General features: G+C 59.7%; 24 protein-coding genes and 1 pseudogene. 5 read left to right on the top strand and 20 right to left on the bottom strand.

What is annotated here, in order from left to right; translation table 11 throughout:
• Nucleotides 1-443: 443 nt before the first annotated feature.
• From P0D96_RS37960 to P0D96_RS37930, 7 genes and pseudogenes are all read right to left on the bottom strand, one after another.
• Nucleotides 444-1,421, bottom strand: coding sequence for a helix-turn-helix domain-containing protein (locus P0D96_RS37960; RefSeq protein WP_408318888.1), 978 nt, complete (start codon nt 1,419-1,421; stop codon nt 444-446).
• An 835-nt stretch (nt 1,422-2,256) separates the two neighbouring features.
• A pseudogene (locus P0D96_RS37955) lies at nt 2,257-2,607 on the bottom strand (IS66 family transposase); the annotation flags it as partial.
• 394 nt (nt 2,608-3,001) lie between these two features.
• Nucleotides 3,002-3,460 carry an IclR family transcriptional regulator domain-containing protein gene (locus P0D96_RS37950; RefSeq protein ID WP_459252704.1) on the bottom strand — a complete coding sequence of 153 codons (459 nt, stop codon included), beginning with the start codon at nt 3,458-3,460 and terminating at the stop codon, nt 3,002-3,004.
• Nucleotides 3,461-3,564: 104 nt separating this feature from the next.
• Nucleotides 3,565-3,966 carry an MFS transporter gene (locus tag P0D96_RS37945; protein ID WP_408318886.1) on the bottom strand — a complete coding sequence of 134 codons (402 nt, stop codon included), beginning with the start codon at nt 3,964-3,966 and terminating at the stop codon, nt 3,565-3,567.
• A gap of 922 nt (nt 3,967-4,888) precedes the next feature.
• A complete protein-coding gene (locus P0D96_RS37940) occupies nt 4,889-5,869 on the bottom strand; it encodes an AAA family ATPase (RefSeq protein ID WP_408318884.1) in 981 nt (326 codons plus the stop codon).
• 28 nt (nt 5,870-5,897) lie between these two features.
• Nucleotides 5,898-7,901, bottom strand: coding sequence for a TnsB C-terminal domain-containing protein (locus P0D96_RS37935; protein WP_408318882.1), 2,004 nt, complete (start codon nt 7,899-7,901; stop codon nt 5,898-5,900).
• Nucleotides 7,898-8,542, bottom strand: coding sequence for a hypothetical protein (locus P0D96_RS37930; RefSeq protein WP_408318880.1), 645 nt, complete (start codon nt 8,540-8,542; stop codon nt 7,898-7,900). Before P0D96_RS37930 ends, P0D96_RS37935 begins: the two co-directional genes overlap by 4 nt.
• A 143-nt stretch (nt 8,543-8,685) precedes the next feature.
• On the opposite strand from P0D96_RS37930, the gene P0D96_RS37925 reads away from it, so the two are divergent.
• From P0D96_RS37925 to P0D96_RS37905, 5 genes are all read left to right on the top strand, one after another.
• Nucleotides 8,686-9,699 carry an IS110 family RNA-guided transposase gene (locus P0D96_RS37925; protein ID WP_408318878.1) on the top strand — a complete coding sequence of 338 codons (1,014 nt, stop codon included), beginning with the start codon at nt 8,686-8,688 and terminating at the stop codon, nt 9,697-9,699.
• Between the two features lie 1,286 nt (nt 9,700-10,985).
• Complete coding sequence (locus P0D96_RS37920; protein WP_408318876.1) at nt 10,986-11,231, top strand: hypothetical protein; 246 nt, start codon at nt 10,986-10,988, stop codon at nt 11,229-11,231.
• Between the two features lie 12 nt (nt 11,232-11,243).
• A complete protein-coding gene (locus P0D96_RS37915) occupies nt 11,244-11,498 on the top strand; it encodes a BrxR family helix-turn-helix transcriptional regulator (RefSeq protein ID WP_408318874.1) in 255 nt (84 codons plus the stop codon).
• A 20-nt stretch (nt 11,499-11,518) separates the two neighbouring features.
• Nucleotides 11,519-11,821 carry a hypothetical protein gene (locus P0D96_RS37910; protein WP_408318872.1) on the top strand — a complete coding sequence of 101 codons (303 nt, stop codon included), beginning with the start codon at nt 11,519-11,521 and terminating at the stop codon, nt 11,819-11,821.
• A gap of 50 nt (nt 11,822-11,871) precedes the next feature.
• Complete coding sequence (locus P0D96_RS37905; protein WP_408318870.1) at nt 11,872-12,240, top strand: phage portal protein; 369 nt, start codon at nt 11,872-11,874, stop codon at nt 12,238-12,240.
• Between the two features lie 156 nt (nt 12,241-12,396).
• Here P0D96_RS37905 and P0D96_RS37900 read toward each other — a convergent pair whose 3' ends face one another.
• The 13 genes from P0D96_RS37900 to P0D96_RS37840 form a co-directional block, all read right to left on the bottom strand.
• Nucleotides 12,397-14,223 (bottom strand): TadE/TadG family type IV pilus assembly protein, encoded by a 1,827-nt coding sequence (locus P0D96_RS37900; RefSeq protein WP_408318868.1) that lies wholly within the window; start codon nt 14,221-14,223, stop codon nt 12,397-12,399.
• The gene (locus P0D96_RS37895) at nt 14,220-14,915 is read right to left on the bottom strand and encodes a TadE/TadG family type IV pilus assembly protein (RefSeq protein WP_408318866.1); all 696 of its coding nucleotides are present in this window, start codon (nt 14,913-14,915) and stop codon (nt 14,220-14,222) included. The genes P0D96_RS37900 and P0D96_RS37895 overlap by 4 nt, the downstream gene beginning before the upstream one ends.
• Nucleotides 14,912-15,406 (bottom strand): TadE/TadG family type IV pilus assembly protein, encoded by a 495-nt coding sequence (locus P0D96_RS37890; RefSeq protein ID WP_408318864.1) that lies wholly within the window; start codon nt 15,404-15,406, stop codon nt 14,912-14,914. The genes P0D96_RS37895 and P0D96_RS37890 overlap by 4 nt, the downstream gene beginning before the upstream one ends.
• A complete protein-coding gene (locus P0D96_RS37885) occupies nt 15,403-16,122 on the bottom strand; it encodes a tetratricopeptide repeat protein (protein ID WP_408318862.1) in 720 nt (239 codons plus the stop codon). The genes P0D96_RS37890 and P0D96_RS37885 overlap by 4 nt, the downstream gene beginning before the upstream one ends.
• 188 nt (nt 16,123-16,310) lie before the next feature.
• Nucleotides 16,311-17,273, bottom strand: a complete 963-nt coding sequence (locus tag P0D96_RS37880) for a type II secretion system F family protein (protein ID WP_408318860.1) — start codon at nt 17,271-17,273, stop codon at nt 16,311-16,313.
• The gene (locus P0D96_RS37875; RefSeq protein WP_408318858.1) at nt 17,270-18,244 is read right to left on the bottom strand and encodes a type II secretion system F family protein; all 975 of its coding nucleotides are present in this window, start codon (nt 18,242-18,244) and stop codon (nt 17,270-17,272) included. Before P0D96_RS37875 ends, P0D96_RS37880 begins: the two co-directional genes overlap by 4 nt.
• Nucleotides 18,241-19,632, bottom strand: coding sequence for a TadA family conjugal transfer-associated ATPase (locus tag P0D96_RS37870; protein WP_408318856.1), 1,392 nt, complete (start codon nt 19,630-19,632; stop codon nt 18,241-18,243). The genes P0D96_RS37875 and P0D96_RS37870 overlap by 4 nt, the downstream gene beginning before the upstream one ends.
• On the bottom strand, nt 19,632-20,852 hold the full coding sequence (locus tag P0D96_RS37865; RefSeq protein ID WP_408318854.1) for a CpaE/TadZ family protein: 1,221 nt from the start codon (nt 20,850-20,852) through the stop codon (nt 19,632-19,634). The genes P0D96_RS37870 and P0D96_RS37865 overlap by 1 nt, the downstream gene beginning before the upstream one ends.
• Before the next feature lie 27 nt (nt 20,853-20,879).
• Nucleotides 20,880-21,254 carry a CpaD family pilus assembly lipoprotein gene (locus P0D96_RS37860; protein ID WP_408318852.1) on the bottom strand — a complete coding sequence of 125 codons (375 nt, stop codon included), beginning with the start codon at nt 21,252-21,254 and terminating at the stop codon, nt 20,880-20,882.
• 22 nt (nt 21,255-21,276) lie between these two features.
• A complete protein-coding gene (locus P0D96_RS37855; RefSeq protein WP_408318850.1) occupies nt 21,277-22,758 on the bottom strand; it encodes a type II and III secretion system protein family protein in 1,482 nt (493 codons plus the stop codon).
• A 52-nt stretch (nt 22,759-22,810) separates the two neighbouring features.
• Nucleotides 22,811-23,761 carry a Flp pilus assembly protein CpaB gene (cpaB, locus tag P0D96_RS37850; protein WP_408318849.1) on the bottom strand — a complete coding sequence of 317 codons (951 nt, stop codon included), beginning with the start codon at nt 23,759-23,761 and terminating at the stop codon, nt 22,811-22,813.
• A 12-nt stretch (nt 23,762-23,773) separates the two neighbouring features.
• The gene (locus tag P0D96_RS37845) at nt 23,774-24,334 is read right to left on the bottom strand and encodes an A24 family peptidase (RefSeq protein WP_408318847.1); all 561 of its coding nucleotides are present in this window, start codon (nt 24,332-24,334) and stop codon (nt 23,774-23,776) included.
• Between the two features lie 21 nt (nt 24,335-24,355).
• On the bottom strand, nt 24,356-24,532 hold the full coding sequence (locus tag P0D96_RS37840) for a Flp family type IVb pilin (RefSeq protein WP_408318845.1): 177 nt from the start codon (nt 24,530-24,532) through the stop codon (nt 24,356-24,358).
• Nucleotides 24,533-25,682 lie beyond the last annotated feature (1,150 nt).

Below are 25,682 nucleotides of genomic sequence, written 5' to 3'. Positions count from 1 at the left end.
CGTCACGCGGCGCGCCATTGTGTGCACGCGGCATACGTCGCTTTGCACATAAATCCGGCTCAGTGCGTATTATCAAAATCGTTCATTTACTCATGCATGCAACAATACCCCAGATGAGCAACGCCGCCGAGCGAATCGTCGCGTTTGTCTCAACCGCCACCGGCAGAATCCCTGGAGCTTCTACGCATAAAGAGCGCGCCACCTATTTCGACAACGCACGATACGTCTCAATCTAACTTTCATCCCACTCGCTGTCACCTAGTCATCCCGATTCACTTTTTCTCCCGTCCTACGAGCGCATTGTTGGGGACTCGCGCAAACGATCGCTTTCTTTCTCGTGTGAGATTTAAGTTTTGGATTCGGATTCATCGATCTTATAACGCAGCTTATCTCAGACGTGGGCAAGGCGAACCTCGACCGCACAGGCCTCTTGAATTCATATCTCACAGCGACTTGAGAGTGAGGTTTCTCGTCCGGTAGGACATCGGCGTTTCACCCGTGTGCTTGGTAAAGAATCGGGTGAAATGGCCGGGCACGCTAAAGTCCAGCATATCGCTGATCGTCGCGATAGAATCGTCGCTCTCCAGCAAAAGATGAAGCGCAGTTTTCATCCGGACAGCGTTAATCAGCAACTGCGGTGAAAAACCAAAGTGAGCACAGAACCGGCTATAAAAGTGGCTTCTGGAGAGTCCGTATTCTTTCGCCAGATGATCGACGTCTGTTCGTCCGTTGCACTGCTGAATCCGGTTGGCCGCGTCCAAAATTCGCTTGTCCCAATAGCCTTTCAGGCCGGCTGAATTGAGAAACGGGGCGGATGAGCCCATTGAGCCCACGCCATCGATAAGCGCGTCGACGAGTGCCGCTACATGCTCTGGCGCGTCCAAACTTGGATTCGTCAACGACAATCGCAAATGCGCCAAGATCTCCTCGAGGGAGCGAGGCACAGCAAAGACCTCCACGCCCCCGCTGATGTTGTAGCCAGCCTTATCATGCGCATGCAGCCATGCAGGCGAAATCGCCATCACAATTAGATATGTTGGTACGGTGGGATCCACGTCACGCGAATGTTTCACCCAAGAGGGAATGGTCGCACCTTGACCGGGCTTCACCTCTACGAGCGCGTCATCGATCCTATAGTGCAGCGGTCCGTCACCAAGATTGAACGTAATCTGGATCTCGTCATGGGCATGCAGCCCGATGTTGCGGTGCGCCCAGCAGCCCATGACCCGTCCAAAACGACCTGTTGCGAGCAACGCTCCCTGCGCTCCTGGAGCCGCCGACACTCGCATTGGACATTGGTGCGCGGAGACGACCCTGGGCGCAACGCTGCTGAGATCGCCTTCGACACGCGCTTCGCGTATAAACGATGGGCCACCTCTGCTGTCTGAAAACTTCATGTCGGTAGAAAGTTGTTGTTTCATGTTCCTGTCTCCGCCCAAAAGTGGCTGTCCAGCAGGAGACGCTGGAAGACCTTTAGTTCTTAAAGGCTAGCACGCTCAAGGAGAGCTGGGTATTCGTCGTGCACCTAGCGTCCTCACTCGCGCTCTGAACAGGCTGAGGCTTGGATACAAGGGAACGCAGGCGAAACTGCAGGATCATGTACAAAGCCTCCGGGAAAGACCTAATCTCGGAGGCGCGACTGACCGCTCCGACATGGCTGGTCTCACCGCCCCATATTCATATGATGAATATACCGCAAAACGATGAAAAAGGCGCGGGCACCCGAATCGGGAAGGAAAGAGAAAAAGCCCCAACAAGTGAAGGACGAGCGAAGCCACCTGGCAACCGAAGGCGGCGGATACCTTGATATGTCACAGGGGTACTGTCGTTGCGTGAACGCCATGGCGAATCCATTTCTAGTGTCACGAGTTATAGATTTGCTAACTACCCAGCAGACCGCAGTCCCGCGGCAAGTCACGAACGCTCATCACAGGATGTTCGACCTTAGGCGGAAACACACTCCGCACACTGTCATCGTGGAGCGAGAAATGGATTGCCGGCGTGCCTGCTGGCCACGACGCCCCAGCATCTACATAGCGTCGTTGATTGGAGCTGACGCGAGCGAATCGAGTCACCCGTACCTGGGCGACAAGTCAGAGTCGGCCCCCAGCCTTTTTTAGACCCGCAAACGCAAAGACCCGTTGATCGTAAGCGCCCAATTTAGCACACGGGACCGGTAAGGTTGCGTGGCTATGGATCGACGCTTACCGCGTCGCAGTAATTGGCGCGAGTCGCGTTAATACGGCGGTTGGTGGATCAAGCGATGTCACACACTGAAGCCATAGGCTTCAAGAAGTTGAACGGCAGCAAGTCTGTGATATCGGCTCTAGTGCGCGTTGCGGCCATTCGCTGAGCACCTGTACGAGATATGCATAAGATTCGACGTTGCACGCCCGTCGTTCACATAGCGGCTGAGGTACGTCCACTGTTGCGTGTATATGAGATCACTTTGCCCAACACGCTCTCAGGAAGGACCTGCGGCGCCTGTTCATCGGGCCATTTTCGCAAGGAATCGAGCAGCGGCACGCTATGTTTCTAACGCAACCGGAAGGTCTAATCGACCCGCGTCTCGCCTTCGGGCAGATGGCCTTTTGCGAGTGTTTCTACCTGGTAGAGCGCCTTGAGGTATTCCAGCCCGTGTGCGGGATGAGAGTGTGACTCTGTTGAGCAGAAACGTTGACTCGTTCAGCACCATGTTCGACCGACAATATCGCGCTTTTCCGGAGCTGTCGAGCCCTGCCAAGACCGTAGTCAACGCACCTTCAAATGCCCGGCGATATCTGGAGTTGCATCATGGCCGAACTCGTACCGGAGGCTCAAACGAAGAAGTTGATCTGGGGGAAGCAACGCTATCACGACCGAGATGGATTTCCTAGATGATTTAGCGGGCTAGCCGGATGAAAAAGCAGGAAGCCACTGATATTGTGCGTTCAAACATGCGGGGCACCGAACGCACTGGCCGCGATGCGTCTACAACCACCTTGTCTCCGACAGGCCGGACTTAAATTCCGAAAGTCTCTGTCACTTTTGCACTCGCGTGCGTGAGGCGCGGCAGTGCTGACTGCATCAAGGTTTCAACACTGCCTGGCAACGAACTAAGGTCGATGCCCGTGGCCGCGACAACGATCCCTGCCCGATTACGAATGGGAACTGCAAGCGTCTTCAGTCCCAGCTGCAGTTCCTGGTCTACCAACGCAAAGCCATTGTGAGCAACATCTGCCAGCGCTGCCCTGAACTTGGCAACGTCGGTTTGCGTTGCAGGCGCAAGCTGTTGAAGATGCGCGGAAGAAAAGTATTCCTCTTGCCGGGAAGCATCGGAGTGCGCGAGAAGCACACGACCGATTGCTGACGCATAGGCGGGCAAGCGCGTTCCTATAGTTCGCCCTGAGATAGCGAATCTATCAGGAAGGCCATAGGCCACGTACACAACCGTATCCCCCTCGAGCACACCGACTGCCACAGAGATTCCTTAGGCTCGTCACTCGTCATAAATGTGTCGATAGCCGCTAGGACGGCATGTCGGATTTTCTGGGAAGGCACCAAGCACTGCAGGACGAGTTGACATTAATCAGATCTGTCCACAATGGCCTGCGAGCCGATTCGGGGCGATTGCTTCACTGGCCCAACACCGTTTGCCTGAACAGCGCTAAAGCCGAAATAGATGCAAAGGCCGGCCACAACCTCTATGACCGCCACAATGTACAGTCCTGCCGACATGTCGCCCGTAAGCGTCTTCGCGACGCCAAGTGTCCATGAAGCAAACAGACCAGCACTTTGCCCAAGGCTGCTAATGATTGCGATCCCCACTGGCGCCAGCGCCCGCCCCAGGTATGTCGGAAGGATCGCCCAGAATACGGCGAACGCGCCGTAGTAGCCGATGCTGAACAGCGACAGCAGCAGCACGGCGGCAAGCCAACTGGTATGAACGCCGGCCAGTACGATCGCGCTCGCGGCGGCGAGGCCCATGCATGCTGCAAAATGCACACGGCGCTCACGGCTCCGGTCGGAGTGATATCCGACGCAGACCATAGAGATCGCGCCAAGCACATTGGGTACGCGTAGACCGACGCAAAAGTGTCAACGTTCCGGCAGTAAATGTGTCAATCTGCCTAAACTTCTTACTCACAGGGGTTTGGCCATTGTTCTGGTGCGTGCCAACAGGCGAACTGGCATGTCGCCGACTCGCTCCGGGCGCATTGACAGCCGAAATTTTCCCGGACGTCGCTGGTGCCATCGAACGAAGCGAGGCGTCAAAGCTCGCTTGGGCCACTACAGTAACCCCCGCTCGATATAGACGCGCGTGATCGCCCGTCGATGCTCCCCCGGCATCGGTTGTACCCTGTCCGGGGACCATTTCTTACTGCCGTACCTTGCGCCGCAGTCTGCACAGCGATATGGTGTCTCGAGAAGTCGCACGTTTAGCAGATATGGCGCTTTATACCCGCACCTCCGGCATGCCACCTCGAGAGGCAACGAATGCGCAGGGCAAACACTAACCCTTTCAATCTGGTAGAGCGCGCTGTGGTACCCGCAAGCGATGCATCGGCGGCAGTAGCGGAATGACTCGCTGCAAGGCCGATGCTGAAGTGCCGGCAGGAGCGCAGCACGCAGTGCTTTCACCGGCAGATCAAGGGTGCTGCGTAAGCGTTCAAGCTCGATTGCTTCCAGTTGCGGCACCACCCCTTCGTACGGATCCACACGCGGCCCCATCAGTTGGGCGAGAGCGTACCCGGGAAGGGCGTTGGCCGTCTTGAACTTCCACAGGATCGAAACGATTGACTCATACGGCTCGAGCCATTTCCTGTTGAAAACGTACCCGAGCGCGGGCGTTAGCGAGCGCTCCTCAAGCGTGAGAATTGGAAAACTCAGCCGCGTTAGCTTCGCAACGCTACGCGGCGGCGATGAGGACGCGACCGGTTGCATGGCGTGATTGAACATAGCCGCAGTGATGTACCGCGTAGGCCCACAAAGCGGGTTCCGGACAATAGCCGAGCCCGTCCTTGAGTTCGCTTTCTTTCAGGACGATCTCAACGACGCGTGCGAACGACTCCATCGGGATCTCCAGGCGCCCAGGTAGACTTGCCTTGTGGTGCGCCGCTTCGAACGCCCGCCAAAGCGTGTCGGCATCACTGACAAGACGATACCCGGCGTCGAACGCCTGTGGAATATAGAACCGTGTGAAGCTCCACTCGCTTGCTTCAGGGTACGCGGTCTGGTCGTATCCGTTCAGGCACGTCGCGACATCCCCGGCGTTGCGGATACCGTGGAATGACAGCTCCTCGACCATCAGGCGCGCAACGATCTGGGTTTTGGCTGCGATCTGCAGCCCGGTCTTCTGCGCGAGCAGTTCCTGCTGGCCGACGAGGAACGTGAACAGTTTGATCTGCTGCCGGTCGAGCGCGTCGTGAACATCTCGCAACCACTCGTACTCGTTTTCGTTGTAGCGCTGGGCCTCGTCGCAAAACAGGAGCACCGTTCCGCTGCCAGCGCGCGCCGCTGCCTCCCGTATCCTCAGCGACAAGCGCATGCGTTTTGATGGATTTGTACCTGCGTTGGGATCTGGGTCGCCGACGGCCTCAAGCAGGTTTGCAAAGAACGGCCCTTCTGCGTGCCGCGGTTTATGCTCGCACTGCGCGTGGTAGCTCGTCATCGTTGGATGGTTCTGCGCTAACAGCAGGCGAACGTATTCAATCGCGCGCGTTTTGCCGATCCGGGACGGGCCGTAGATCAGAGCGCCCATGATCCGGTAGCGCAGACAGCGGATGACCAGCTCATAGAAGGCCTCAATGGCGGGCGTGGCGATACGGTAATTGCCAGTCACGAGCGGGTGGAGCGACGGGTCGATCGGGCGCGGTATCTGAAGCGACATGACTCACCTCCAAAAGCAAAGTCCAGAACTAAAATACCTGACCGGTGCCGATTGACAGTTTGCGGGGTCGGGCCGCGGTGCCTTGTGCACGATCAACGACACCGTCGGTCGGGGCGGCGAAAGTGGCCGTGGCTTCCAGCGCAGGGGCGACGACTGTTTCAGGCTGGCGCGCCGGGCCCGGTGGAGCTTTCGCAGTCGACGCCGACCCAATCAATCGGTTGACGTTGGCAAGTTCTGTCGCCGCCTTCCGCGCTGTCTTTGCACCTGCCAGCTTTTCCTTAACATACGCTTCGATCGGGTCTGGCGCGCCCGCTCCACGTTGACGGCGTTCGCCTGCCTGCTTCAGGATTTGCTGGCGTAGCTTGAGGTTGTGCGGAATCAGACGCCATGACCCTTGCACGTCAAGCACGCCCAGTTCAGCGCCATCGGACAGAAATGCCCGGACGCAGCGCAGATCGTCCGTGTTCATGTAGACGAGCAACTGCTGGCCGATGAGGTGCGTGCTAGTCGCGAGCACGCGGTTGGTGTAGCGGGCACCATGCAGATTGATGCGAGGACGCACGCCCTGGTCGAGATACGCCCGAACGCGACACCGCCGCGCCGACTGCATCAGGCAAAGAGTGCGACGGTGATGCTCGGCTAGCCACGTTACCAGCGTCTGCCTGCCGCGCACGAAATACCCGATCGCTTCAAGAGGCGTGACGTTGTTCAGGCCGCCGTGTGGCGTACCGTTATAACTCGCGATGGCATATTCGACCAACTCTTCAAGCTCGTCGAACGAGACATACAACCGCAGATTACCCTTGGGGTCGCTCAGCGCTCTGCGCAGATCGCGTGGGTGGGACCCTGTGTAGCCTGGCAGGCGGGAAGACAGCCGACTTGCGATCGTGCCGAAGAACCGTTCGATGTAAGGCCGTTCGTCCGGGCTGTATTTTGGTCCCGCGTCAACAAGACACCCGATAAACTCACCGAACGCGGTCAACGTCTCGTTCGCGAGGTTAGCCCTCCCGTTGTCGAGCTTCATCCATTCCCAGGTGGCATACGCCAACTCCGGTAGCCGTTGCGACGGAAAGCCGTCCTGCGGTCCGTATATCAGGCCCGCGATGGTGAAACTTCGCTCACGATGTGGCTCCAGAGCCTTCTCGATCGTCTTGATGACGTCGTAACGGCTGTATTCTTTCCCAAGTGCAACGTGATATCCGAGCACGGCACGGGTGCAGACATCGATGATGACAAGGAGCCACGCCCGGTCGATCTCGAACTCTTGCTCAAAGCCAAGCGGGTCACGCGTGACCACCTTAAGTCGGATATCAAGCCGGTGGCCGTCGAATTCGACCACCTGATACGGCCGGCTCGCTGCGGGGACACCCGCGTCGGTCGGGCGTGGCAAGCCCTTGAGATGCGAAGCGCCTGCCGATCGCGCTGCTGTGTCGAAGCGACGCAACAACTCTGCCTTCACGCGTCGCGACAGGGAACGGATCGCGTGGTCTGAGGTGTTGAATGGGTAATCGCCGACAGTCAGTCCGACCGTGCGACATTGGCGGAGAAATTCATCGTGCAACGCTTGCAAACCGCTTAGACGGGTTCGCAGCCCCGAGTCCGTATGTATCTTTACGAGCAGTACCTTGCGTTGCTTGAGTTTCAGCAGCAGCCAGCCTGTCAGGGCCGGGTATTGCTCGAACAGGAGCGATAGCGCTCCTGCTGCCCCATAGCCACCGCAATCGCGACCGGTCTCCACGGCTCTTACCCGCGTATATTCCGCGATGCGCGTGTAACGCACGAGAGCGCGGAAACCATACGGTCTTCCATCCGGGTGCGGCAACGTAGCGCGTTCAAGCAAGCGGTACAGCTGACGACGGTTCACCCCTGTTGATAGCTCGATCGATTTGACCGATTCTCCGGCGGCATAGCGCACCACGGCCTGCCTGCGTTTTTCGAAAACTCGCCGCGCGACCTCGTCGAGTTCTGTATGCGCAACGGTCGGCCAGACGCTCACGTCGATCGCCTGCAACTCGGTCTTCCAGTGGTTCAAGATCCTGCCTCCGTCTCTACAAATGACGACAACAGAGACAATGGCCGGGTGTGAAGCTCCGGTGCCTTGACTCGCCCGCTGTACAACAAGCCAAACAACGCCGCACGGCACAGAACCGGATCGCCGGTCGAAAACTCACGCTCGATGGCAAGGAGTCTCTGAGGCACAGCAACGAACCGCACGATCGCCTCCGACAGCGCCGGTGAGATAAGGCCATGGTTGGCGACAACATAGGGCAACATGCGCTGCCAGTTCTCAATCCAGACCCGTTCGGCGGCAAGCTCAGCCGGGTCGACTCGACGGATGGCTAACGCGTTGCCATCGATTGAACGTTGGGAACTCATCGCCTCGCCCACGCTACTGTCAGTATCACAGCCTGTTAGGACTGCAAATTTATCATGGTCAACGTAACGAACCAGAAAATCCGCGAGCCGTAGGCGCCCTTCTATCTGTATATAACCGGGACGCTCGCAGAAAGCGACCACCGCCGGATCCGTCTCTAACAGCACCCACAACTCAAGCAGGGAATGTCGACAGAACGTAACACGGCGCTGCAGCTTAGCGCTGAATGCTTCGAACCGATGCGCGCCTCGTGGTCGCACGAGCGCGATCGGCTTGACCAGCGGCCAGGACAATTCCATGAGATCCACGCCTTCAAGACGGGATTCGAAGTGTAGGAGGCGAATTGATAATCATTGAAAGGCCTCCTGGCCGCCCAGGAAAGGGGCGGCCAGGGTCTACAGTTGAGAGGCAAACGATCAACTGACCCGTTCAGGAGGCTGAAATGAAGTATAGCGGCATTGATCTGCACTCGAATAACGCCGTGGTCGCCATAATCGACGACCAGGACCGGGTGCTGTATTGCAAACGGCTGACCAATGATCTCCGACTGATTCTGGCGGCGCTCGCGCCTTATCAGGCTGAGCTGGAGGGAGTGGTGGTGGAGGCGACGTTCAACTGGTACTGGCTCGTTGACGGACTGGTGGCTGCCGGCTTCGCCGTGCATCTCGCAAATACGGCCGCGATAAAGCAGTACGAAGGCCTGAAGTATGCCGGCGACGAACGTGACGCGGTGTTCCTGGCTCACATCTTCCGTCTTGGACTGCTGCCTGAAGGCTATATCTACCCACCACAGGAGCGCGCGTTACGCGATCTCGCCCGCAAGCGGCTGCAACTTGTGCAGCAACGAACGCTACACATCCTGAGTATTGAGAGCCTGCTGGCCAAACAGATCAACCTGCGGATGAACGGCGAACACATCCAGCGAATGGACGATGCAGCGGTACACGCACTTGCGCTACCGCCGCATGTCGAGCGCGCGATGATGGCCAACATGGCGGTGCTGCGCACGTTGCGCAGCGAAATTACTGCGCTTGAGACGATCCTGCATCAGGAGGCACAGCTACGTCCCGAGTTCGAGACCTTGAAGACCACGCCTGGAATCGGCAACGTACTCGCTGCCACGATCATGCTCGAGACCGGTACCATCACGCGGTTTGCCGACGTCGGCCACTTCAGTTCCTATTGTCGCTGTGTTGACAGCAAGCGGATCTCGAACGGCAAGAAAAAAGGTGAAGGCAACGTCAAGAACGGCAACAAGTATCTCGCCTGGGCGTTCATCGAAGCCGCCGCAGTAGCGCTGCGTTGCTGTCCGCAGGCAAGACGCTTTTATGAACGCAAGAAGGCAAAGCGCTTGCCGGTTGTCGCGATGAAGGCGCTCGCGCACAAGCTGGCGCTTGCGGCTTACTACATGATGCGCGACGGCAAATCTTTTGAGGTACAGCGATGTTTTAGCTAAGTTTGGCGGGGGGCCGAGAGCCCGGTAAAGTTGTTGGTCCGAATCCATCGAGTTGATTGTGCCCGGTCCCCGGCCATCCTCCTGCTGCGACGCCCTGATACGCCCAGGCCGTGAGCCGATAGCTGTCTGGTACCCGCAGAGGGTAACCATGGAATTGACATGTATCTCTGGACACTGGCCTGGTACCGACGATTCTCTGGGGCTCAACCGAGCCAGGGGTGAATACCGCAACGCTGGTATTCATCTTGATCCCGGTGGGTGACCGGTGCGGATCAGTTCCGCAACCAGACGACGAGAAACCGGGTGCGCTACCACGCTTCGTAATGCTTCAGGATGGCCAACTCGGCTTCCAGGTGCAGGGCGTTGTCCCTGAGGGGAACAACTTATCTCTTTACTCCGGCGTTCCGATGGGTGACGACTTGACTTCGCCCGTTAGCGAAGCAATGTTGTCAATTCAATGGCTAAACCGTTGCCCCCGCGAGCACAGTCCAGTGACAACATTCCTTCGTTTTACGCCATCCAGACGGCAGTCGGTTCGCCGCGCTGGATAAAGGCAACGACGCGCTGTCCGAAGCCGAGGCTAAAGCCTGGGCCACGTTCGGATTCCGGCCCCAACGATAAGCCGCAAGGCGGCTAGTTGGCCGCCTGCGGTTCTACTCCCCAAAAGATATTTCGCCAAGAAAAGGGAAAGACCATAACGTACGTTGTCGTCCGAATTTTGCGCCCACCCCTACTGCAACAGATCCCTCAAAAATCCACCCGGTATTCAAGGCCGCTGGATATATGCCGTTAACGATGATAATCAAGAGTCAGCGCATCATCACCGCTGTGCTTCAGGCAGGACATTGCGAGAATGCCGGCTGCCGGGCGTTCAACGCCGCTTATTTCTTAAGAATCCCAACGACCAGAACCATGTACGGGTATATCAAAAAAAGGCGCGATTTTCGGGGCGCTTGCTGCAACGACGATCGTTGCCGGTTGCGCCGATATGCATCAAGGCATGAACCGGTTCACGGATTCGTTGCAAAAAGTAGCGTCTGGTGCACCGCTCATTCCAACCGACCCTACGCCGTTGGGCCAGCCCGGTCTTCCTGGCGTTTTGATGGACACGCAAGGTTCGCCGCAGGGGTATTCCCGCGTCACGCTGACGAGCGACGACATGCCACAGAATGCGGACCGGGCGTGGTTCAGGGATTGGGGAATGGGCGGTGTAACGGGCGCACCGGCAGCGAGCCGCGCCACGCCACGCCACGCCTCCGGCAAACTATTGCATCACGGTTTCAGCGATGATCTGGAAAAACCCGAAAACCTCCGACACCTCTAGCTCGCAACTGCTCCTGTGGTGGCAGATGCCAAAAACCGGCGTCCGCAATACCGGAAGTAGTCGAGCGTCAGGTCCAAATCGGCCGCTCAAGTCATTTCCCAGCCACTCGATCGTCATGACGGCCACCAATTCGTGTGGCGCGCTGCTGCCCGCATGGATTGCGGGCGTTGAGGACCGCACGCCGCTCCTGATTAACGGTGCCGATTAAAAGCGAGGCATAATGGACAAAGACAAACTCACCTTTGCGCTCGCGTATCGCTTGCGCTTTATTGACTTCCTGTTAGCCGAGTACGGCACGATCAACCGCAGCGCGATCTGCTCTTTCTTTGCGCTGTCGATGCCGCAAGCGTCGCACGACTTCGCGACGTATCAACAGATTGCGACGCATAACATGGAGTCCGACAAGACGTCGAAAACGTACCGGCGCACGCGTGAATTTGAGAGGGCTTTCCCAAAATGCGCTGGTTCAGTGTGACGGAAAAAACGCCGCGAGCCATGGCAGGGCATAGCTTTTCGAGCTATGTCGTCGTGTGGATCGTGTGCGATAACGGCGTCGAATTCTGGCAGGCCGATCAATACGACACGGCGAGCGGGACATGGGTCAAGAACCACGGCGAGGGTCGACGCGTCACGCATTGGACCGAAGGCCCGAAACGTCCGCGCGAATACGGGAAAACTTATGTCATGATGGATGGTGGCCTTGCGATACGCTGCGCCATCTGCCACAAGACCTCGTATAACCGGAATGATGTACTTAATCGCTATTGCGGAAACTGCAAAACGTTCCATGAGCGGTAAGCGCATGCTGCTGCGTGTGAGCGCGCCGCACTTCGTGGCGGCTGCGCTGTATGGGAAGCGCGACGGCGAATGGAAGTACATCGCCGCCTCGCCGATCATTGCCTATGAACCTGATACATGGCGCGCGCGAGTCGATCGCAACGGGCCTGAGCGCACAGAAATACGGGATGCGCCATTTCCAGAATGACGCGACGCCGGGTGGTCGGGCCGAGTATCCAGGGCAATTCAAAGACGACAACCAGAAGCGCGTTTTCCGCGAGGAGTGGCTGCGCCAGCAGCCCGAGCGCCACCGTCACAAGATGGCAATTCTCGAATTCGGCATGAGGCATCATCCGATCGAAGTCACGAATCAGGATGCGCGGCATCTGGAAATGCGCAAGTTTGTGCAGCGTGCGCGCGACAATGGCTCGCGCTGCTGATTGGTCGGCGCTGTATCGCGATATCAAAACACGCGGACCGTAAGCCATTTTTCTAACGCTCAAGGAGTCGCAGATGACGTCTTCGTTGCACGTGTCGACGTCCTGCGCCTTTCTCACGCAAAACCTCGGTGCCGATTGACGCACTGCCTTCCTCCCTCACTGGGTCAATCGAAGCACGCCGAGATTGCCGGCAATTTGCTGAAAGATCGCGTCGAGCGTCGCGTTGGTCGGTGCATGGTAGTAGTTCCCCGGCGACGCGCAGCTCTGCATCGCCTGCTGTGCCGCCGGGCTCGCTGCATCGCTGCCGAATGTGATCGCGTAGATGATGATTCCGCTGTTCTTCATTGCTGTACAGACACCGAGCTGGAACGCATTGATATCGGTGACCGATGTCGTCGAACCATGGATAAGTGAGGAGCCGTCCGACCGCGTCACGGTCGGTGCCTGCAACGCGCTGCTTCCGACGCCCGACAAGCCATTGAACGACGGCGTAGGCATGATGCCGTCCGCGCTGCCTATACTGTTTTCGCCATCGGTCAGGACAATCGCGACCCGCTGCAAACCCTGGGTGGTTTCCGGACGGGGCAAGGTGCCGTCGGACGATACCCAGCCATTGCCATTCGACACATCGTTCGACCAGTCCGACGACAGCATACGCCAGCCCCACAGCAAACCGGTCGGAATGATCGTCGAGCCCGCCGCCTGCATATTGCCGATAGCTTTGGTCAGCGTGTTCGCATCCTTGGTGAGGAATTTCACCGGTGCGATCGAGCAGGGGCTGCCCGTCCCATTAACATTGCCGTTCTGATCATACCTATGCGTGCTGGGGTTAGTCTTGGTCGCCTGGCCCCAGGCCGCTGCGATCCCGACTCCGTTTCCAACTCTGCAGGTCGTAGTCGAACCGTTGCTTTGCAAGGTCAGCGGAACGCCGCTTACTTTAGTAGTACTTGACACAACGCAATTGTCGCTGCCGCCACTCGTGTTCTTGTAAGTCGTAACCTGAAAGCCGGTATTCGGAACGTTGTAGAAGAACGGCGTGAATCCGGGTACGTCCTTCGGCGCATAGGCTTTGGGATACAGGTTGGATCCTGCATCGCGCGGTTCGACTGCGCAACCGCCCCACCCCGACCCGGTCACGCCCGGTATGGCGGTCATCGAGACATTGGTGGAGTTGTAATTGAAGTTCGGCGTCATCCAGCTGCCGGTGGGAAGCAGCGATCCGCCGACGTTCACCATGGTGGTAAAGGGCACAAGCCCGATGTAGGAATTGTTGTTCTGCACACCCAGGATATCATTCACCAAGCCGGTGGCCGCAGTCCGCAGGCCCTGGATCTTCGTACCCTGCGTCTTGTCGCTGCTCGCGTACTGCCCCATCGAGCCCGTGTTGTCGAGCACCAGCACCAGTTCGAGCTGACTCTGCGGCAGGCGCAGTCCCGTGTTGCTGGCGGTGATGGTCACGGTATCGGGCGATGCTCCGGGCGTACCGGAACCGGAGCCGGAACCACCGCTCGACGTGCCCGTACCGAAGATAACTGGCGCCAGCAGCGGAGCCGAGCCTTTCGCCGAGAGCTGAATGGTCTGGCCGGTAGAAGGCACGCCGCTGATGGTCGCCGAGAACTGGGCGTCAGGCATGGTGAAGTCCATGTAGCCCGACGGCATGTTTGCGTCGTAATAAGCGCGTGCGTCCGCCTGCCACTGTGTGAGATTGTTTCCGGTGGTCGGATTGTAATGCGCGAGATTGACACCTGAGGACAGCGTGGCAACGTCGAGCGCCATCTGAACGCGAGTCTGCGTCATCTGGTAATGAATTGTGTCGATGGCAGTGCACATCGCGCCGATCATCAGGGTCGCGCACATCGCAAACATGACCGTGATGGCGCCCTCATCGCCCTTGAGCAGCGTCGAAAGGGATCGAGGCTGTGACGGCACCGCGCGAAGGGTGGACCTGCCCTCGGTTCGTGCCGCGACGGGATCGGGGATCATGACGCCACCAGCGGGAGTGCCTTGCCCATACGCGGACGCACATAGACACGCTCATAGATGGTTTGTGTGCCCGGCGCGTTGGTCCAGAAAGGCATGGTAATCGAGAAGGGTGTGTAGGAATAGAACACCTCGACCACGATCGCCGAATCGCCGTTGCGGAACGGCCACGTCGCCGGCAAGAGGTTGCCGTTGGTTTCCTTCGACTTCATGCCCGACAAGGTCCAGGGCGCGCTCTGCTGCCAGAGCTTCAACGGCGTGCCCGCAGCCATCGACGGCGAGGACTGGAAGGGCGGGTTGGCCGCGTTGGCCGGGGTGCAGCCTGGTATCGTCTGGTCGCAGATAGACGTGATGTACACGCCCCCCTTCGCCTGCAACGTGTTGGGTGCGGCAATCTGGGTCGCGGCGCTCCAGATCGAACCGAGACTGTTCGAAGAACTCGTCGTGGGGTCATTGATGACCGCAGACATCTGTCCCAGCGAATCAGCAAGTGTGAAGGCAGTATGCTCGACGAGACTCACTGCCCGCATGTACATGTATATCTCACTGAATCCGAGCATCACCAGCAGCATCAGCGGAACGATGATCACGAACTCGATTGTCACGCTGCCGCGATCAGATCGCAGAAGGGTGTGCAGCCCCCTTCGCCAGGCGGAGCGCGTAGCCGATGGCACTGTTTGTAGCGTGCGTTTCATTTTTCGTTCTGCACGAGGTAATTGCGTTGGAACGTCAGCGGCAATGGCACGCCGAAATACCTGGGTAAGCCCGTGAAGCCGGTCGGCAAGGTGACGGTAATCTGGTACGAGACGACATCGCCAAAGCCGCCCATGTCCGCCTGATAGCTCGACGTACCGACATTGTTGTAGGTACCATAGTTCAGCGTGTTGATCGTCACTGTTCCGCCGATGTTCTGCCAGCGCCCGAGTACGCTCATCACAATGCTTCGTGCCTGGTCCGAACGCGTGCCAGTGGCCGGATCAGTCGTGGTCAGCCCAACGCGCGAAGCAGACTCCGCCGCGATTTGCACCGATGCGTCCACGACCATGTCGAGCGCGAGTTCAAGCGTGCCCATAATGAGAATGAACACTACCGGCGACAGGAGCGCGAACTCGATCGCCGACACCCCGCTGTCGTCAGCAAGCGGGCCAACCCACCCGCGACGCCGCCACCAGGCCACCGCCTTCATCGGAGGCTCGCTGCCTGCACAGAAACGCCCGGCACGGCCAGGACCTTCGGCGTTCCCGGCCGCGGCTCAAGACGCTCGCGCTGGATCTCGTAGAAGCGCAAGTTGTCCTGCACCGACGCTTTAGGCAGATCGCGTCCCAGGATTTCAGCGGCCGCTTCCGTATTGCCGAGCAGCCCGTATGCCAGCGCAAGATCCTGACGGGCCTGCGGAGGCGCGGCCGGATAACGCGTGACGTCGAGCAGCACGTTCGCACCTTCGCGCGGATTACCGCTGAGGATCAGCGACAATCCGAGGTTCACGCTCAACATCGGATCGCCCGGGTTCCTGTGCAATGCGTCCCGCAGCACGGCTTGCGCACCCAGGTGATCGCCCTTGAGGTCGAACGCCGCACCGAGACCAGCCAACGCCATCGGATCGTTGGGCGTCGCTGCAAGCACGCGGTTATAGGTAGCAATTGCGGCGTCAAAGCGGCGCTGGTGAATGGCGACACGTGCAATGCCGATCAGCGGCGCTGTCGCAGCCGGATCGATCTGGCTTGCGTGGTCATAGTAGACCCCCGCACGCGTGAAGTCACCAACCGCGTAAAGCGTATTGCCGAGCCCGGTCAAGCCCTCGACCGAACGCGGATCGGCCTTCACGATCTTGTCGTACAGCGTCGTCGCCAGTTCGAGGTTGCCTGAGTCGAGTGCAGTATCCGCGATGCGAAGCTCGCTCATGCTGTTCGGCGCCGAGTTTCGCGTGACGGGCCGCGTCTCGGAGACGCGCTGGGTCGTCGTGGTACAGGCAGCGATTGCCGCCAGCAGCGATATGCCGCAGACCACCAGCCCGGCGTGCCGGGCGACGCGCAGGAGCCTGGCTCCCCGCGCGGAGAGGGTACGTCGAGCGAGGGTGTGGTGAGCGTTTTTCATTGTTTGGAAATAGCGTCCATCAGTTGAATAACAGCCGGGCCAGCCGCGATCGCGACTACTGCAGGAAGAATGAACAGCATCATCGGCACGACCATTTTCGGAGCGAGCTTGGCGGCCTTCTCTTCCAGCGACACGATGTGTGCGAGACGCTCCGTGCGCGACAGCGTACGCAGTGCCTGCGTGATCGGTGTCCCGTAACGCATGGATTGGGTCAGCGTGGCAATCAGCGCACGGATCGACGGCAGGTTGATGCGTTCGGCTAACCCGTGCAACGCGCGCGTGCTATCGCCGGAGAGCTTCAGTTCGTCGGCCGTCAGCGCAAATTCGCCTGCAAGCGGCGGGCAGATCGTCGCGAGTTCGTCGGCCACACGCCGGATGCTCACGCCGAGACTGTTGCCGGCGTTGGTGCAGATCACGAGCAGGTCGAGCGCGTCGGGCAGGCAAGCCGCCATCGCCTTGCGGCGCCGCGATGCACGAAATGCCATGATGTATTCAGGAATGATCATCCCGATGATGAACACGAAGAGCATCATCGCGCCGCGAACGGCCGGATATGCGCCAATGACCGGAATGTGCGAGCCAAGCATGACCGTCAGCGCAGCACAGATCAGTCCGATCGCGAATTTGACCGCGAGCAGGATCGATACGGCGGCCCGACCGCGATAGCCGCTCTGCAGCATTTCCTTCTGCAACTTCAGGCGGTATTTCGTATCGAAAAACGGGAGGCGGTCGCCGATGATTGTCAGGCGACGTGCAAGGCGCTGACGAAAGCCGCTCCCCTCCTCGATTTCCTCGACCGCCATGCTGTCCGCGCGCTGGGTGAGCGCCGCCTGCCGGGCGCGCTCGGCGATGCGCCCGCGCCGGCCGCCGTGCTTTGTCGCCCACCAGATCGCGAGCGCGGCGAACAGTGCCAGCAGCATCAGCAGGTTGATCAATGTTTCGACGTTGGTCTGGCTCATCGTGACGTATCCAGTTTGGACATCTTGCCGATCACCAGCAGCCCGAGCACCATGGAGATCGCGCCGAACGTCAGGAGTTTCTGTCCTGGCTGCGTCCCGAACAGAATGAAGAGGTAATTTCGGTTCAGGGCATACATGGCAAGCATGATGACCGCCGGAATGGAAGCCATGATCTTCGTCGTGATGCGGGCTTCGCCGGTTAGAGCCTTCGTTTTCTGGCGGATCTCGCGCCGGGTTCGGACGATCGTGGCCAGACCCTCGAGCGTTTCACCGAGCTGGCCGCCCGTTTCACGCTGCAGCAGCAAACAGACGCAGAAGAACGAGAAGTCTGCGATTGCGATGCGCCTGACCGCGACTGCCAGCACTTCTTCCAGATCGAGACCCATCTGGAGCGAATCGCTCATCAATTTGAACTCGTGACGTATCGGCTCGGTGCACTCGCTCGACACGGTACCGATGACCTGCGTCACTGGGACGCCCGCGCGCACCGCGCGCACGATCAGGTCGATCACGTCGGGAAAGCCGTCGAGAAAGCGCCGGCGAAAGCGCTGGACCAGAAAACCATACGACCGGACTACCGCGAAGGCAGGTAACCCGAGAACAAGCAGCGGCGTGGCGAAGACGGGTAGCGGCATAAGGCGCGTCATCAGCAGGGCGACCACTTCGCCAGCCACACCTGCCGCGAACACGATGCGAATGCCATTCTTCCCGGCGACGGCCCGAAGGCGTGCCGCCTTCGGGCCGTACCAATGGCTGAACATGTTTTCTCTTTTACTGACCGTGAACAGGTCCGTGTCGTAATCCTTGACATCCTTGGTACGGACGGCACGCGTGGAGAACGTCGCATCCATGCGCGCCTTGATCCTCGCGTGCGGCTGCTTTTTGCGGATGTCCTGCACAGTCAGCCACATCACGCCGAGCATGAGCACAAGGACAAAAGCGCAAACTGTCAGGAGATCGACCCGACTCATGGCTTCATCGCCTCCAGCAACGCGTCCTCGAGCCCGTAATATGCCGCGCGCGCAGAAAACGCCGGCCGCACCAACGCCGATTCGTACACGCCCTTGACCTCTTCGCTATAGGCAGTCGCGTCGTAGCGAAACGTGAATAGATCCTGGGTAATGATGACGTCGCCTTCCATGCCGACGAGTTCGGTGATCCGCGTCACTCGGCGCATGCCGTCACGCATCCGCTCGATCTGCACGATCAGGTGCACCGCGCTCGCGATCTGCCGGCGTATGGACAGAAGCGGCAGATTCCCGTTTGCCATCATCACCATGCTCTCGAGCCGCGTAATGCCGTCACGAGGGGTGTTCGCGTGGATCGTGGTCATCGAGCCATCGTGGCCAGTGTTCATCGCCTGCAAGACGTCAAAGGCTTCCGGGCCGCGCGTTTCGCCGAGGATGATCCGGTCGGGGCGCATCCGCAGCGCATTACGCACGAGATCACGCTGCGCAACACCGCCGAGCCCTTCGGCATTCTCGGGCCGCGTCTCGAGGCTCACGACGTGCGGTTGCACGAGCTGCAGTTCAGCGGCATCCTCGATAGTGATGGTCCGCTCGCCGAGCCCGATGAAGTGCGACAACGCGTTGAGCAGCGTAGTCTTGCCGGAGCCCGTACCGCCCGAAACGATGATGTTGAGCCGGCAGGTGCTCGCGAGCTTGAGCAGGTTCGCCATTTGCTGCGACATGTTGCCCTGCTGCGCCATCCGGTGAAGCGTGATGTTGCGCTTGGAAAACTTACGGATCGAGATGGTCGCGCCATGGATCGCGAGCGGCGGCAGCACGACGTTGACCCGGCTGCCGTCAGCCAGTCGCGCGTCAACCATCGGGCTGCTTTCGTCGACGCGCCGGCCGACACCCGCCGCGATCCGCTGCGCCACGTTGATCACGTGCGCGTTGTCGCGGAATTTGAAGGGCGTGAGTTCGAGCCGGCCGTGCCGCTCGACGTAGACCTGGTCAGGTCCGTTGACGAGCACGTCGGTAATGGTTTCATCGGCGAGCAATGGCTCGATCGGCCCCAGGCCGAACATGTCGTTCAGCAGTTCGCCGACGATCTGCCCCTGCTCGGAAATCGTGATGTTCAGATGCTCGCGCTCGGCAATTTCCAACACAAGCTGTTCGACACCGGGCTTCATCTGCTCGCGCGTCCTGCCCACTGCAGCAGACGCGTTCATCAAGGTGAAGACGCCAATCCGGATGGTCTTGAACAATTCTGAGCGGACCAGCGTCTCGTTGCCTTCCGAAGTATTAACGCGAGCTGCGGCCGATGCCGCAGCCGCTTCCAGTACCGCGACCGCTTCCGCGGCCGCGGAATTGTCTGTCGCGTCAGACGTGCGTGCCTGTTTTTGCCCGAACATCAGCTCCTCCTGAGTCCGAGCTTCTGGAAGAAGGTACGTTCAGCCGTCGAAGGCTGCCCGGTCAGGTCGTGTCCGATTCGCGTGATGTTCTGATTGAAACCGTTCGGCGCCTTTTCATTCGGTGCCTCGCCGAGGTTCTCGGCAATCGAGATCGCCCTGGCTTCGAAAGGAATCTCATATAACGCGGCGCGTCCAACGGCCGACGTAAAGTCCGCTGCCTGCACCTTGCCGGCGCTTGCAGCGTTCGCGTTGTTCAGCAGCAGCGAGGTGGGCGGGTTGTTGTCGCGATCCTCGATAAAGCGCAGCAGGCGTATCGCCTCGCGGGTGGAGTGAACTGAGCGGTCGGCGACCAGATAGACGCGCGACGCGAAATCGAACGCGCCGCTTGCAAGGGGATCGGTCAGATTGCCGACGTCGAGAATTACGTAATGGAAACTGTCACACAGCAGTTCGAGCACGCGCCCGAGCGCGCCGCCCTCAAAAGGCGGGGCGCTTCCGTAGTCGAGTTCAGCGGACAGCATGAACAACCGGGCGCCTTTTGCAACGAGCGTGCGCTCCACGTACTGCGGATCCAGCCGATGCACGTTCTGCAACACATCGGTCAGGCCGTTATTGCTCTGGATGCCGAGCATACTGTTCGCCGCGCCACCGTACAGGTTCAGATCGACATAAGCCACCCGGCGATGCGTGTCTTCTGCCAGATGGCGGGCCACATTGAGCGCGATCGTGGTCGTGCCGACCCCGCCGCGCGTTCCCGCGAAGGCAATTGTCTTGCCGGCACGCGCCAGCATCACGGGGCTGACCTTGCCCTCGGCGACGTTCACGGTCCGCTTGAGCAGTTCCACCGTGAGCGGCTTGACCAGATAGTCGCGTACGCCGATCTTTAGCAGACTGCGGAACAAGCCTACGTCGTTGCGCTCGCCGAGCGCCACGACCTGAACCGACGGCTCGCACACTTCCGCCAGCCGGCCGAGGTCCGAGAGCGGCATCACCGAGTCGTGCAGGTCGACCAGCAGGAATTGCGGAGAGCGTTCGATCTTCGACAGATAGGCGATCGCGTCGTCGACGCTGCCGATCGCGATGTGCGTATGCGGCATCGCCTGGTCGAGTACGAAGGCCTTGAGTACCTGCTCCGTCTTGCGGTCGTTGACAAACGCAATGAAGTCCGCGACCCGGATTCCCGTGCTGCTCTTCGTGAAGTTGAACTCAGTCGTGCTCATGGTGTTCGTCCGTGAGTGTTGCTCGTGTCACTTGGAATCGCGCGACGTGGCAGTGTCGAGCGGAATCACATGACCGGTTTCATAGCGACGCACCGCGCTCGCCGCGACAGCGGCGTCGGCTGGACCGAGCGGCTGCGGCTTGACGAGGTCCTGCGGATGCGCGACCTGTGCCGCGAGATTGGTGTAGGTCGCACACCCCCACTCCATGCTCGGGCGATGCCAGCCCGCGTCCGTCAACACCGACGGGCGTACCAAGCTCGCGCAATCGGGTGGCAACGCGGAGCGGCCGTCGAAGCCTATTGTCGACTGATCCGGCATTCCGCGCGGCGGCTTGAAACATCCGCTGACACCGGCCGCAACAGCGCAGGCGAGAAAGAGCTTAAAAAGACGGACGGTTTTCATGATGTCGGGCTCGATAAACGGCTCAATAGACGTATCCGGCCGCGCCAACGAGACGCGGTTGGTCAGACGCAGACGATCCGTCGCCAGCCTGACGCCCGTAGCTGTATTCGACATCGCTGCTGGGCGACACAAGCGATTCGAGCGGTGTGCGAAGTTTCGATGGATCAGTCGGCTCGACCAGATACGGCGTCACCATGATCACGAGCTCTGTCTTGTTGTTCTGGTAGTTCGTTGACGAGAACAGCTTGCCAAGGATCGGAATGGAACCCAAGCCAGGGACCTGCGAAATGATGTCGGTGGTATTGCTCTGCAACAGGCCGCCGATGGCGAAGCTCTGGCCGCTCGCCAGCTCGATGGTCGTATCCGCGCGGCGCACACTCAGTCCCGGCACGGTGATGCCACCGGTCGTCACGCTCACCGACGTGTCGATCTGGCTCACCTCCGGACGCACCTTCAGACTGATGCGGCGATCGCTTAGTACTGTCGGCGTGAAATCGAGCTTCACGCCAAACTGCTTGAACTCGACGGAGATCGCACCATTGGTCTGCGACACTGGAATGGGGAATTCTCCACCCGCGAGAAAGCTGGCCGTCTGCCCGGACAACGCCACGAGATTCGGCTCCGCGAGAACGGTCAGGAGGCCTTCCTGATTCAACGCATCGACGAGCACCTGGATGTTGACGTTGTTGGTCTTGAAGGCGCCGAACAGCGAAAAAGCGTTGTTGGTCGGGAGGTTCACAGGGTAGGTCGTCTGGCCGTTGGGCCCGACGATCGGCTGGGTCAGATTGTAGATCGGGCGCCCGCTAAAGATGCCGCCGTAGAAATTGCCAACCGCATTGCCCATCGCCTGCCAGTTGATCCCGAGCTGCTGCGTGACATTCCGGTCTACCTCCGTGATACGCACGCGCAACTGCACTTGCAGCGGACGGTCGATCGTCATGCGGTTAATCAGGACTTCCTTGTCCGCCAGATAGGGCGTGACGGCCTGGACGACGGCGTCGGCGTCGGCGGGGTTGGCCACCCTGCCGGAAAGCTGCAACGAGCCCAGGCCCGTGCTCATCTGCACGTTCATGCCTGGAAAACGCGCCGCGATCATGCTGCGCAGGCCGTCCATGTCGCGTCCGACGACGACCGTGCGCTGAACCAGCGTTTTGTTGTTCGCGCCCAGCACATAGAGCGTCGTCGTGCCAGTCTTCTTGCCCAGCACGAACACGGCCATCGGCGACGGGACGTGAACGTCCGCGACCGTCGGGTCGGCGACGAAGACCGAAGTGGCGTTCTCGTTCAAACGTACCAGCGTGCCTTTACCCGCGCTAATGTTCAGGGGCGCCGACGCATAGTCCGGCATGCCTGCCGGCGCCGCGGCGACAGTCCGGACTACTGGGGCACGCGACGAAGCGGCGGGCACCTTGACCGCATGCGGGGGGGCCGCGAGCGCCGGTGCCGCGCACAATACCGCGCAAGCCATCACCCATGTTGCTTTGCGAGTCGGACTGAACTGCATTTGACGTCTCTCTATCCTGGCGAATGAATCTGGTCCAGCGGTTTGAACGGCATCAGCGCGACGCGGGGATAGAAGGCAGCGGTGATGGCGCGCTGTCGCCTCCTGCGGCCACACTCCCCGTCGCGTCGGACTTCTCGGAACCTCTATAGATCGCGACCGGCCGCGGCGCGACAGGTGCAGGTGCAGCGGCGGCGGCGACCTGGACCGCACGCGAGCGTGGCAGATCGCGTACGGCACGCGAGATGTCGCCGGCCCAAACCGGCGCGGGCTGCACCGCGGAAGCCGGCGGCGACGCAGCGGGGTCGCGCGAAGCCGTCGCGAAACTGCGCAGCGCGAGAGACAGGCTGCCGAGCCGAGCAGCGACGGACACGACCTCCCCCATTCGCGGCGTGACTTCCAGCGTGACTGTACGGGCGCGGTTGCCGACTGTTTCTGGAGCGTCACTGTTCTTCGGCCGCTTGATTTCCGACCCGACGGCCAGCACCCGGACGTGCTCGACGACCGTTTCGCTCGACACCGCAAGGTCAGGTAAATCGGTGCGGCGGTCCATCTGCTGCGTCAGCAGCAGGTCGACGTAGTCGCCCGGCTGGATCAGACCGGCGTTACCGGACACGTCGTCGACGGCCACCGATACGGCGCGCATTTCAGGTTTGAGCGTCGCCGCGAGAAAACCGGGTGCGCTCGGCAGGATCACGTCTTCGGCCACCAGAACGGTGCCGCTTGCTGCCGCATGGCGCAGCAACGCACCCTTCAGTTCCAGGGCGTCCGGCGCGCCGGAGACAATAGCGCCCGGCGGTACGTCCGCAACCGGCACCGGCTTCCAGGCGAGATCCTCGTCGCGCAACAGAAGGCCCTGCGGCAGGGCGGCTGCGCTGACCAGCACCTTTTGCGTATCGACGGCCGGCTTCGACCGATGCGAACCGCTGGCGATGACCACACGAACGATCAGTGCGATCATCAACGCCCCGACGATGAGTACGGCGAATTTAATGACGTTTGACATGGAGACGCCGTCCTATCGCTTCAGAATCAGGGGCAGCACGGCAGGCAACACAATCACCAGGCCGCCGCCAAAGGCAAGCGCTACGCCGTACGGAACACCGCGCACTCCCGAAAACATCGCCAGTGCTCGCAACAGCAGCGAATGCTGGTCCGAATTCATGTTTCGCGTGGCAAGACTGATCAGAGACACCACCAGTCCGATCAATGAAATCAGCGTCAAGGCCGGGAGCGCGAGACTCAGGCCGACCCACAAGAAAATGACTGCGGCAAGTTTCGCGTCGCCGCCGCCAAGCATCTTTGCGGCGAAGAGCGCTGCACAGACGAGGAAGACACCTAGTGCCAACCCCAGGTGGACGATCACCTGATCGAGGGTCAGGCGAAGGGTTGCCGCGTCCACGAAAAAAAGCGCGCCGACCGCCAGCACGACCCGGGTCGGCAAGCGTCGCGAACGAACGTCGATGACCGCGAGCCAGAGGAGCGCACACAGTACGACTAGACGGATGGTGAGAGACAGTAGGTGCACAGTGTCGGCGGCATGAAGTGAAAGAAGACCGGCGAAGGCCCGAACCAACACCCGGACCTCCGGTTTCGACTGTTACGTGCTCGCCGCAGTGATTTTGGCGAACAACGCGGTAAACAAGCCCGTCATGCTGCCGCTGAACGTCGTGCCAACCGCCGTCAGCGCCACCACAACGATGCCAGCCAGAATCGCGTATTCCATGGCGCTGACGCCACGGTCGTCGCGGACAAGCATATTCAAGAGTTTGATCATTTATTTCCCCGAAAACAGGTAGATGGATTCGCCCGGGAAGACGATGAACCGGGTGTGGCCAGCCGCATCCCACGCCCGCTCTCGCCCATACATTGAAAGGGCAATAAACCACTGCTTTACACTTCGAGCCGGGACGGCCGGTAAAAGGTCTAACGACGTTGCAGAAATAAACTTTAGCGATTCCTAACGATAATTTTCTCGGTCGACGATACTTCGGGTAACTTTCCAAATCGTTCAGGAGTGTGAATCTGAAGGGTTTAACGTTTGCGAGGCCCATTCTGTCTGGAATGTCTCACCAAAGAACCCGCGGCAAGTAAGTTCGAAAATCCGGAACGGGTAAGTGTTTATCCTGGTGCGAAAATCAGGACCATGAAATCGTACTGCCATCGGCGGCCGGCAGATCCGTCCTGATATCCACGATTCAAAACGGAGTCAACGATTTCGCCTTGTCGAGTTCCGAGCGTAAATCCGACTGATAGGCAGCACGGAGATTTTCAAGGTAGTTGTCGTCTCAACGATTAAATTTCAGGCGCCCTTTCTGGCTCTGATGTGATGGGCAACTCCAGCCAGGCGGCCGGTTGGCAAGAGCTGGCGCATGGACGGGACGTACAGTACGCCGAGCCAACGTAGCCGCCCGCATCGGGGTGATGTTGCTTGAGCATGTTTGGGATGCAAGACCCGGTGGAGTTGATGTTTCGGTACCGGGGCATGCCCTTTCTCTGTTGCGAGAGGAAGTGAGCCGAAGTGGCGGCGACTTGCCGACACTGGCAAGGTGACGAAGTCCGTTGGAAACGGAGCTTGAGGCGAAGCGGTTACGCCAAGATGAGCTTCTGGGCTGAGCTGGGACGGTTGAGGAACACGAACCTGTTTAAACGCATCTGACAGTTGAATCGTCGCCCCTGCCTACACCGCTTAACAGGCAGCACGCGAACTGTCACCGGATCCCGCTTCACCCTGCTCACGAAAGTCCTGCCGGTCGTATCGAGTGATTCGATCATCGCGCGCTGCCCACGTGCTTCCGCAATCACGCGCACGATGCGTGTGCGGTAGTGCAACAGCGCACCATCGGTGGGCACAGCGGGGCCGGCCTGCTCCGCGATCGTTTCTTTTCCTTCCGGTTATCTATTTGGGTATGCAGCGGATCGCCCGG

The sequence above is a fragment of the Paraburkholderia sp. RL17-347-BIC-D genome (genome assembly GCF_046027915.1).
Taxonomy (GTDB): domain Bacteria; phylum Pseudomonadota; class Gammaproteobacteria; order Burkholderiales; family Burkholderiaceae; genus Paraburkholderia.
Note: the sequence above shows the minus strand (reverse complement) of the source record. Positions and strands in the feature narration are given on the sequence as shown.

Bases quoted from the DNA above. Each gene is read 5' to 3' on its own strand.
- cpaB (WP_408318849.1), bottom strand. From the start codon at position 23,761: ATGTCAAACGTCATTAAATTCGCCGTACTCATCGTCGGGGCGTTGATG.
- P0D96_RS37865 (WP_408318854.1), bottom strand. From the start codon at position 20,852: ATGAGCACGACTGAGTTCAACTTCACGAAGAGCAGCACGGGAATCCGG.
- P0D96_RS37860 (WP_408318852.1), bottom strand. From the start codon at position 21,254: ATGAAAACCGTCCGTCTTTTTAAGCTCTTTCTCGCCTGCGCTGTTGCG.
- P0D96_RS37960 (WP_408318888.1), bottom strand. From the start codon at position 1,421: ATGAAACAACAACTTTCTACCGACATGAAGTTTTCAGACAGCAGAGGT.
- P0D96_RS37925 (WP_408318878.1), top strand. From the start codon at position 8,686: ATGAAGTATAGCGGCATTGATCTGCACTCGAATAACGCCGTGGTCGCC.
- P0D96_RS37945 (WP_408318886.1), bottom strand. From the start codon at position 3,966: ATGGGCCTCGCCGCCGCGAGCGCGATCGTACTGGCCGGCGTTCATACC.
- P0D96_RS37905 (WP_408318870.1), top strand. From the start codon at position 11,872: ATGGGAAGCGCGACGGCGAATGGAAGTACATCGCCGCCTCGCCGATCA.
- P0D96_RS37930 (WP_408318880.1), bottom strand. From the start codon at position 8,542: ATGGAATTGTCCTGGCCGCTGGTCAAGCCGATCGCGCTCGTGCGACCA.
- P0D96_RS37915 (WP_408318874.1), top strand. From the start codon at position 11,244: ATGGACAAAGACAAACTCACCTTTGCGCTCGCGTATCGCTTGCGCTTT.
- P0D96_RS37875 (WP_408318858.1), bottom strand. From the start codon at position 18,244: ATGAGTCGGGTCGATCTCCTGACAGTTTGCGCTTTTGTCCTTGTGCTC.
- P0D96_RS37895 (WP_408318866.1), bottom strand. From the start codon at position 14,915: ATGAAACGCACGCTACAAACAGTGCCATCGGCTACGCGCTCCGCCTGG.
- P0D96_RS37910 (WP_408318872.1), top strand. From the start codon at position 11,519: ATGGCAGGGCATAGCTTTTCGAGCTATGTCGTCGTGTGGATCGTGTGC.
- P0D96_RS37870 (WP_408318856.1), bottom strand. From the start codon at position 19,632: ATGTTCGGGCAAAAACAGGCACGCACGTCTGACGCGACAGACAATTCC.
- P0D96_RS37920 (WP_408318876.1), top strand. From the start codon at position 10,986: ATGATCTGGAAAAACCCGAAAACCTCCGACACCTCTAGCTCGCAACTG.
- P0D96_RS37840 (WP_408318845.1), bottom strand. From the start codon at position 24,532: ATGATCAAACTCTTGAATATGCTTGTCCGCGACGACCGTGGCGTCAGC.
- P0D96_RS37940 (WP_408318884.1), bottom strand. From the start codon at position 5,869: ATGTCGCTTCAGATACCGCGCCCGATCGACCCGTCGCTCCACCCGCTC.
- P0D96_RS37880 (WP_408318860.1), bottom strand. From the start codon at position 17,273: ATGAGCCAGACCAACGTCGAAACATTGATCAACCTGCTGATGCTGCTG.
- P0D96_RS37855 (WP_408318850.1), bottom strand. From the start codon at position 22,758: ATGCAGTTCAGTCCGACTCGCAAAGCAACATGGGTGATGGCTTGCGCG.
- P0D96_RS37885 (WP_408318862.1), bottom strand. From the start codon at position 16,122: ATGAGCGAGCTTCGCATCGCGGATACTGCACTCGACTCAGGCAACCTC.
- P0D96_RS37900 (WP_408318868.1), bottom strand. From the start codon at position 14,223: ATGATCCCCGATCCCGTCGCGGCACGAACCGAGGGCAGGTCCACCCTT.
- P0D96_RS37890 (WP_408318864.1), bottom strand. From the start codon at position 15,406: ATGAAGGCGGTGGCCTGGTGGCGGCGTCGCGGGTGGGTTGGCCCGCTT.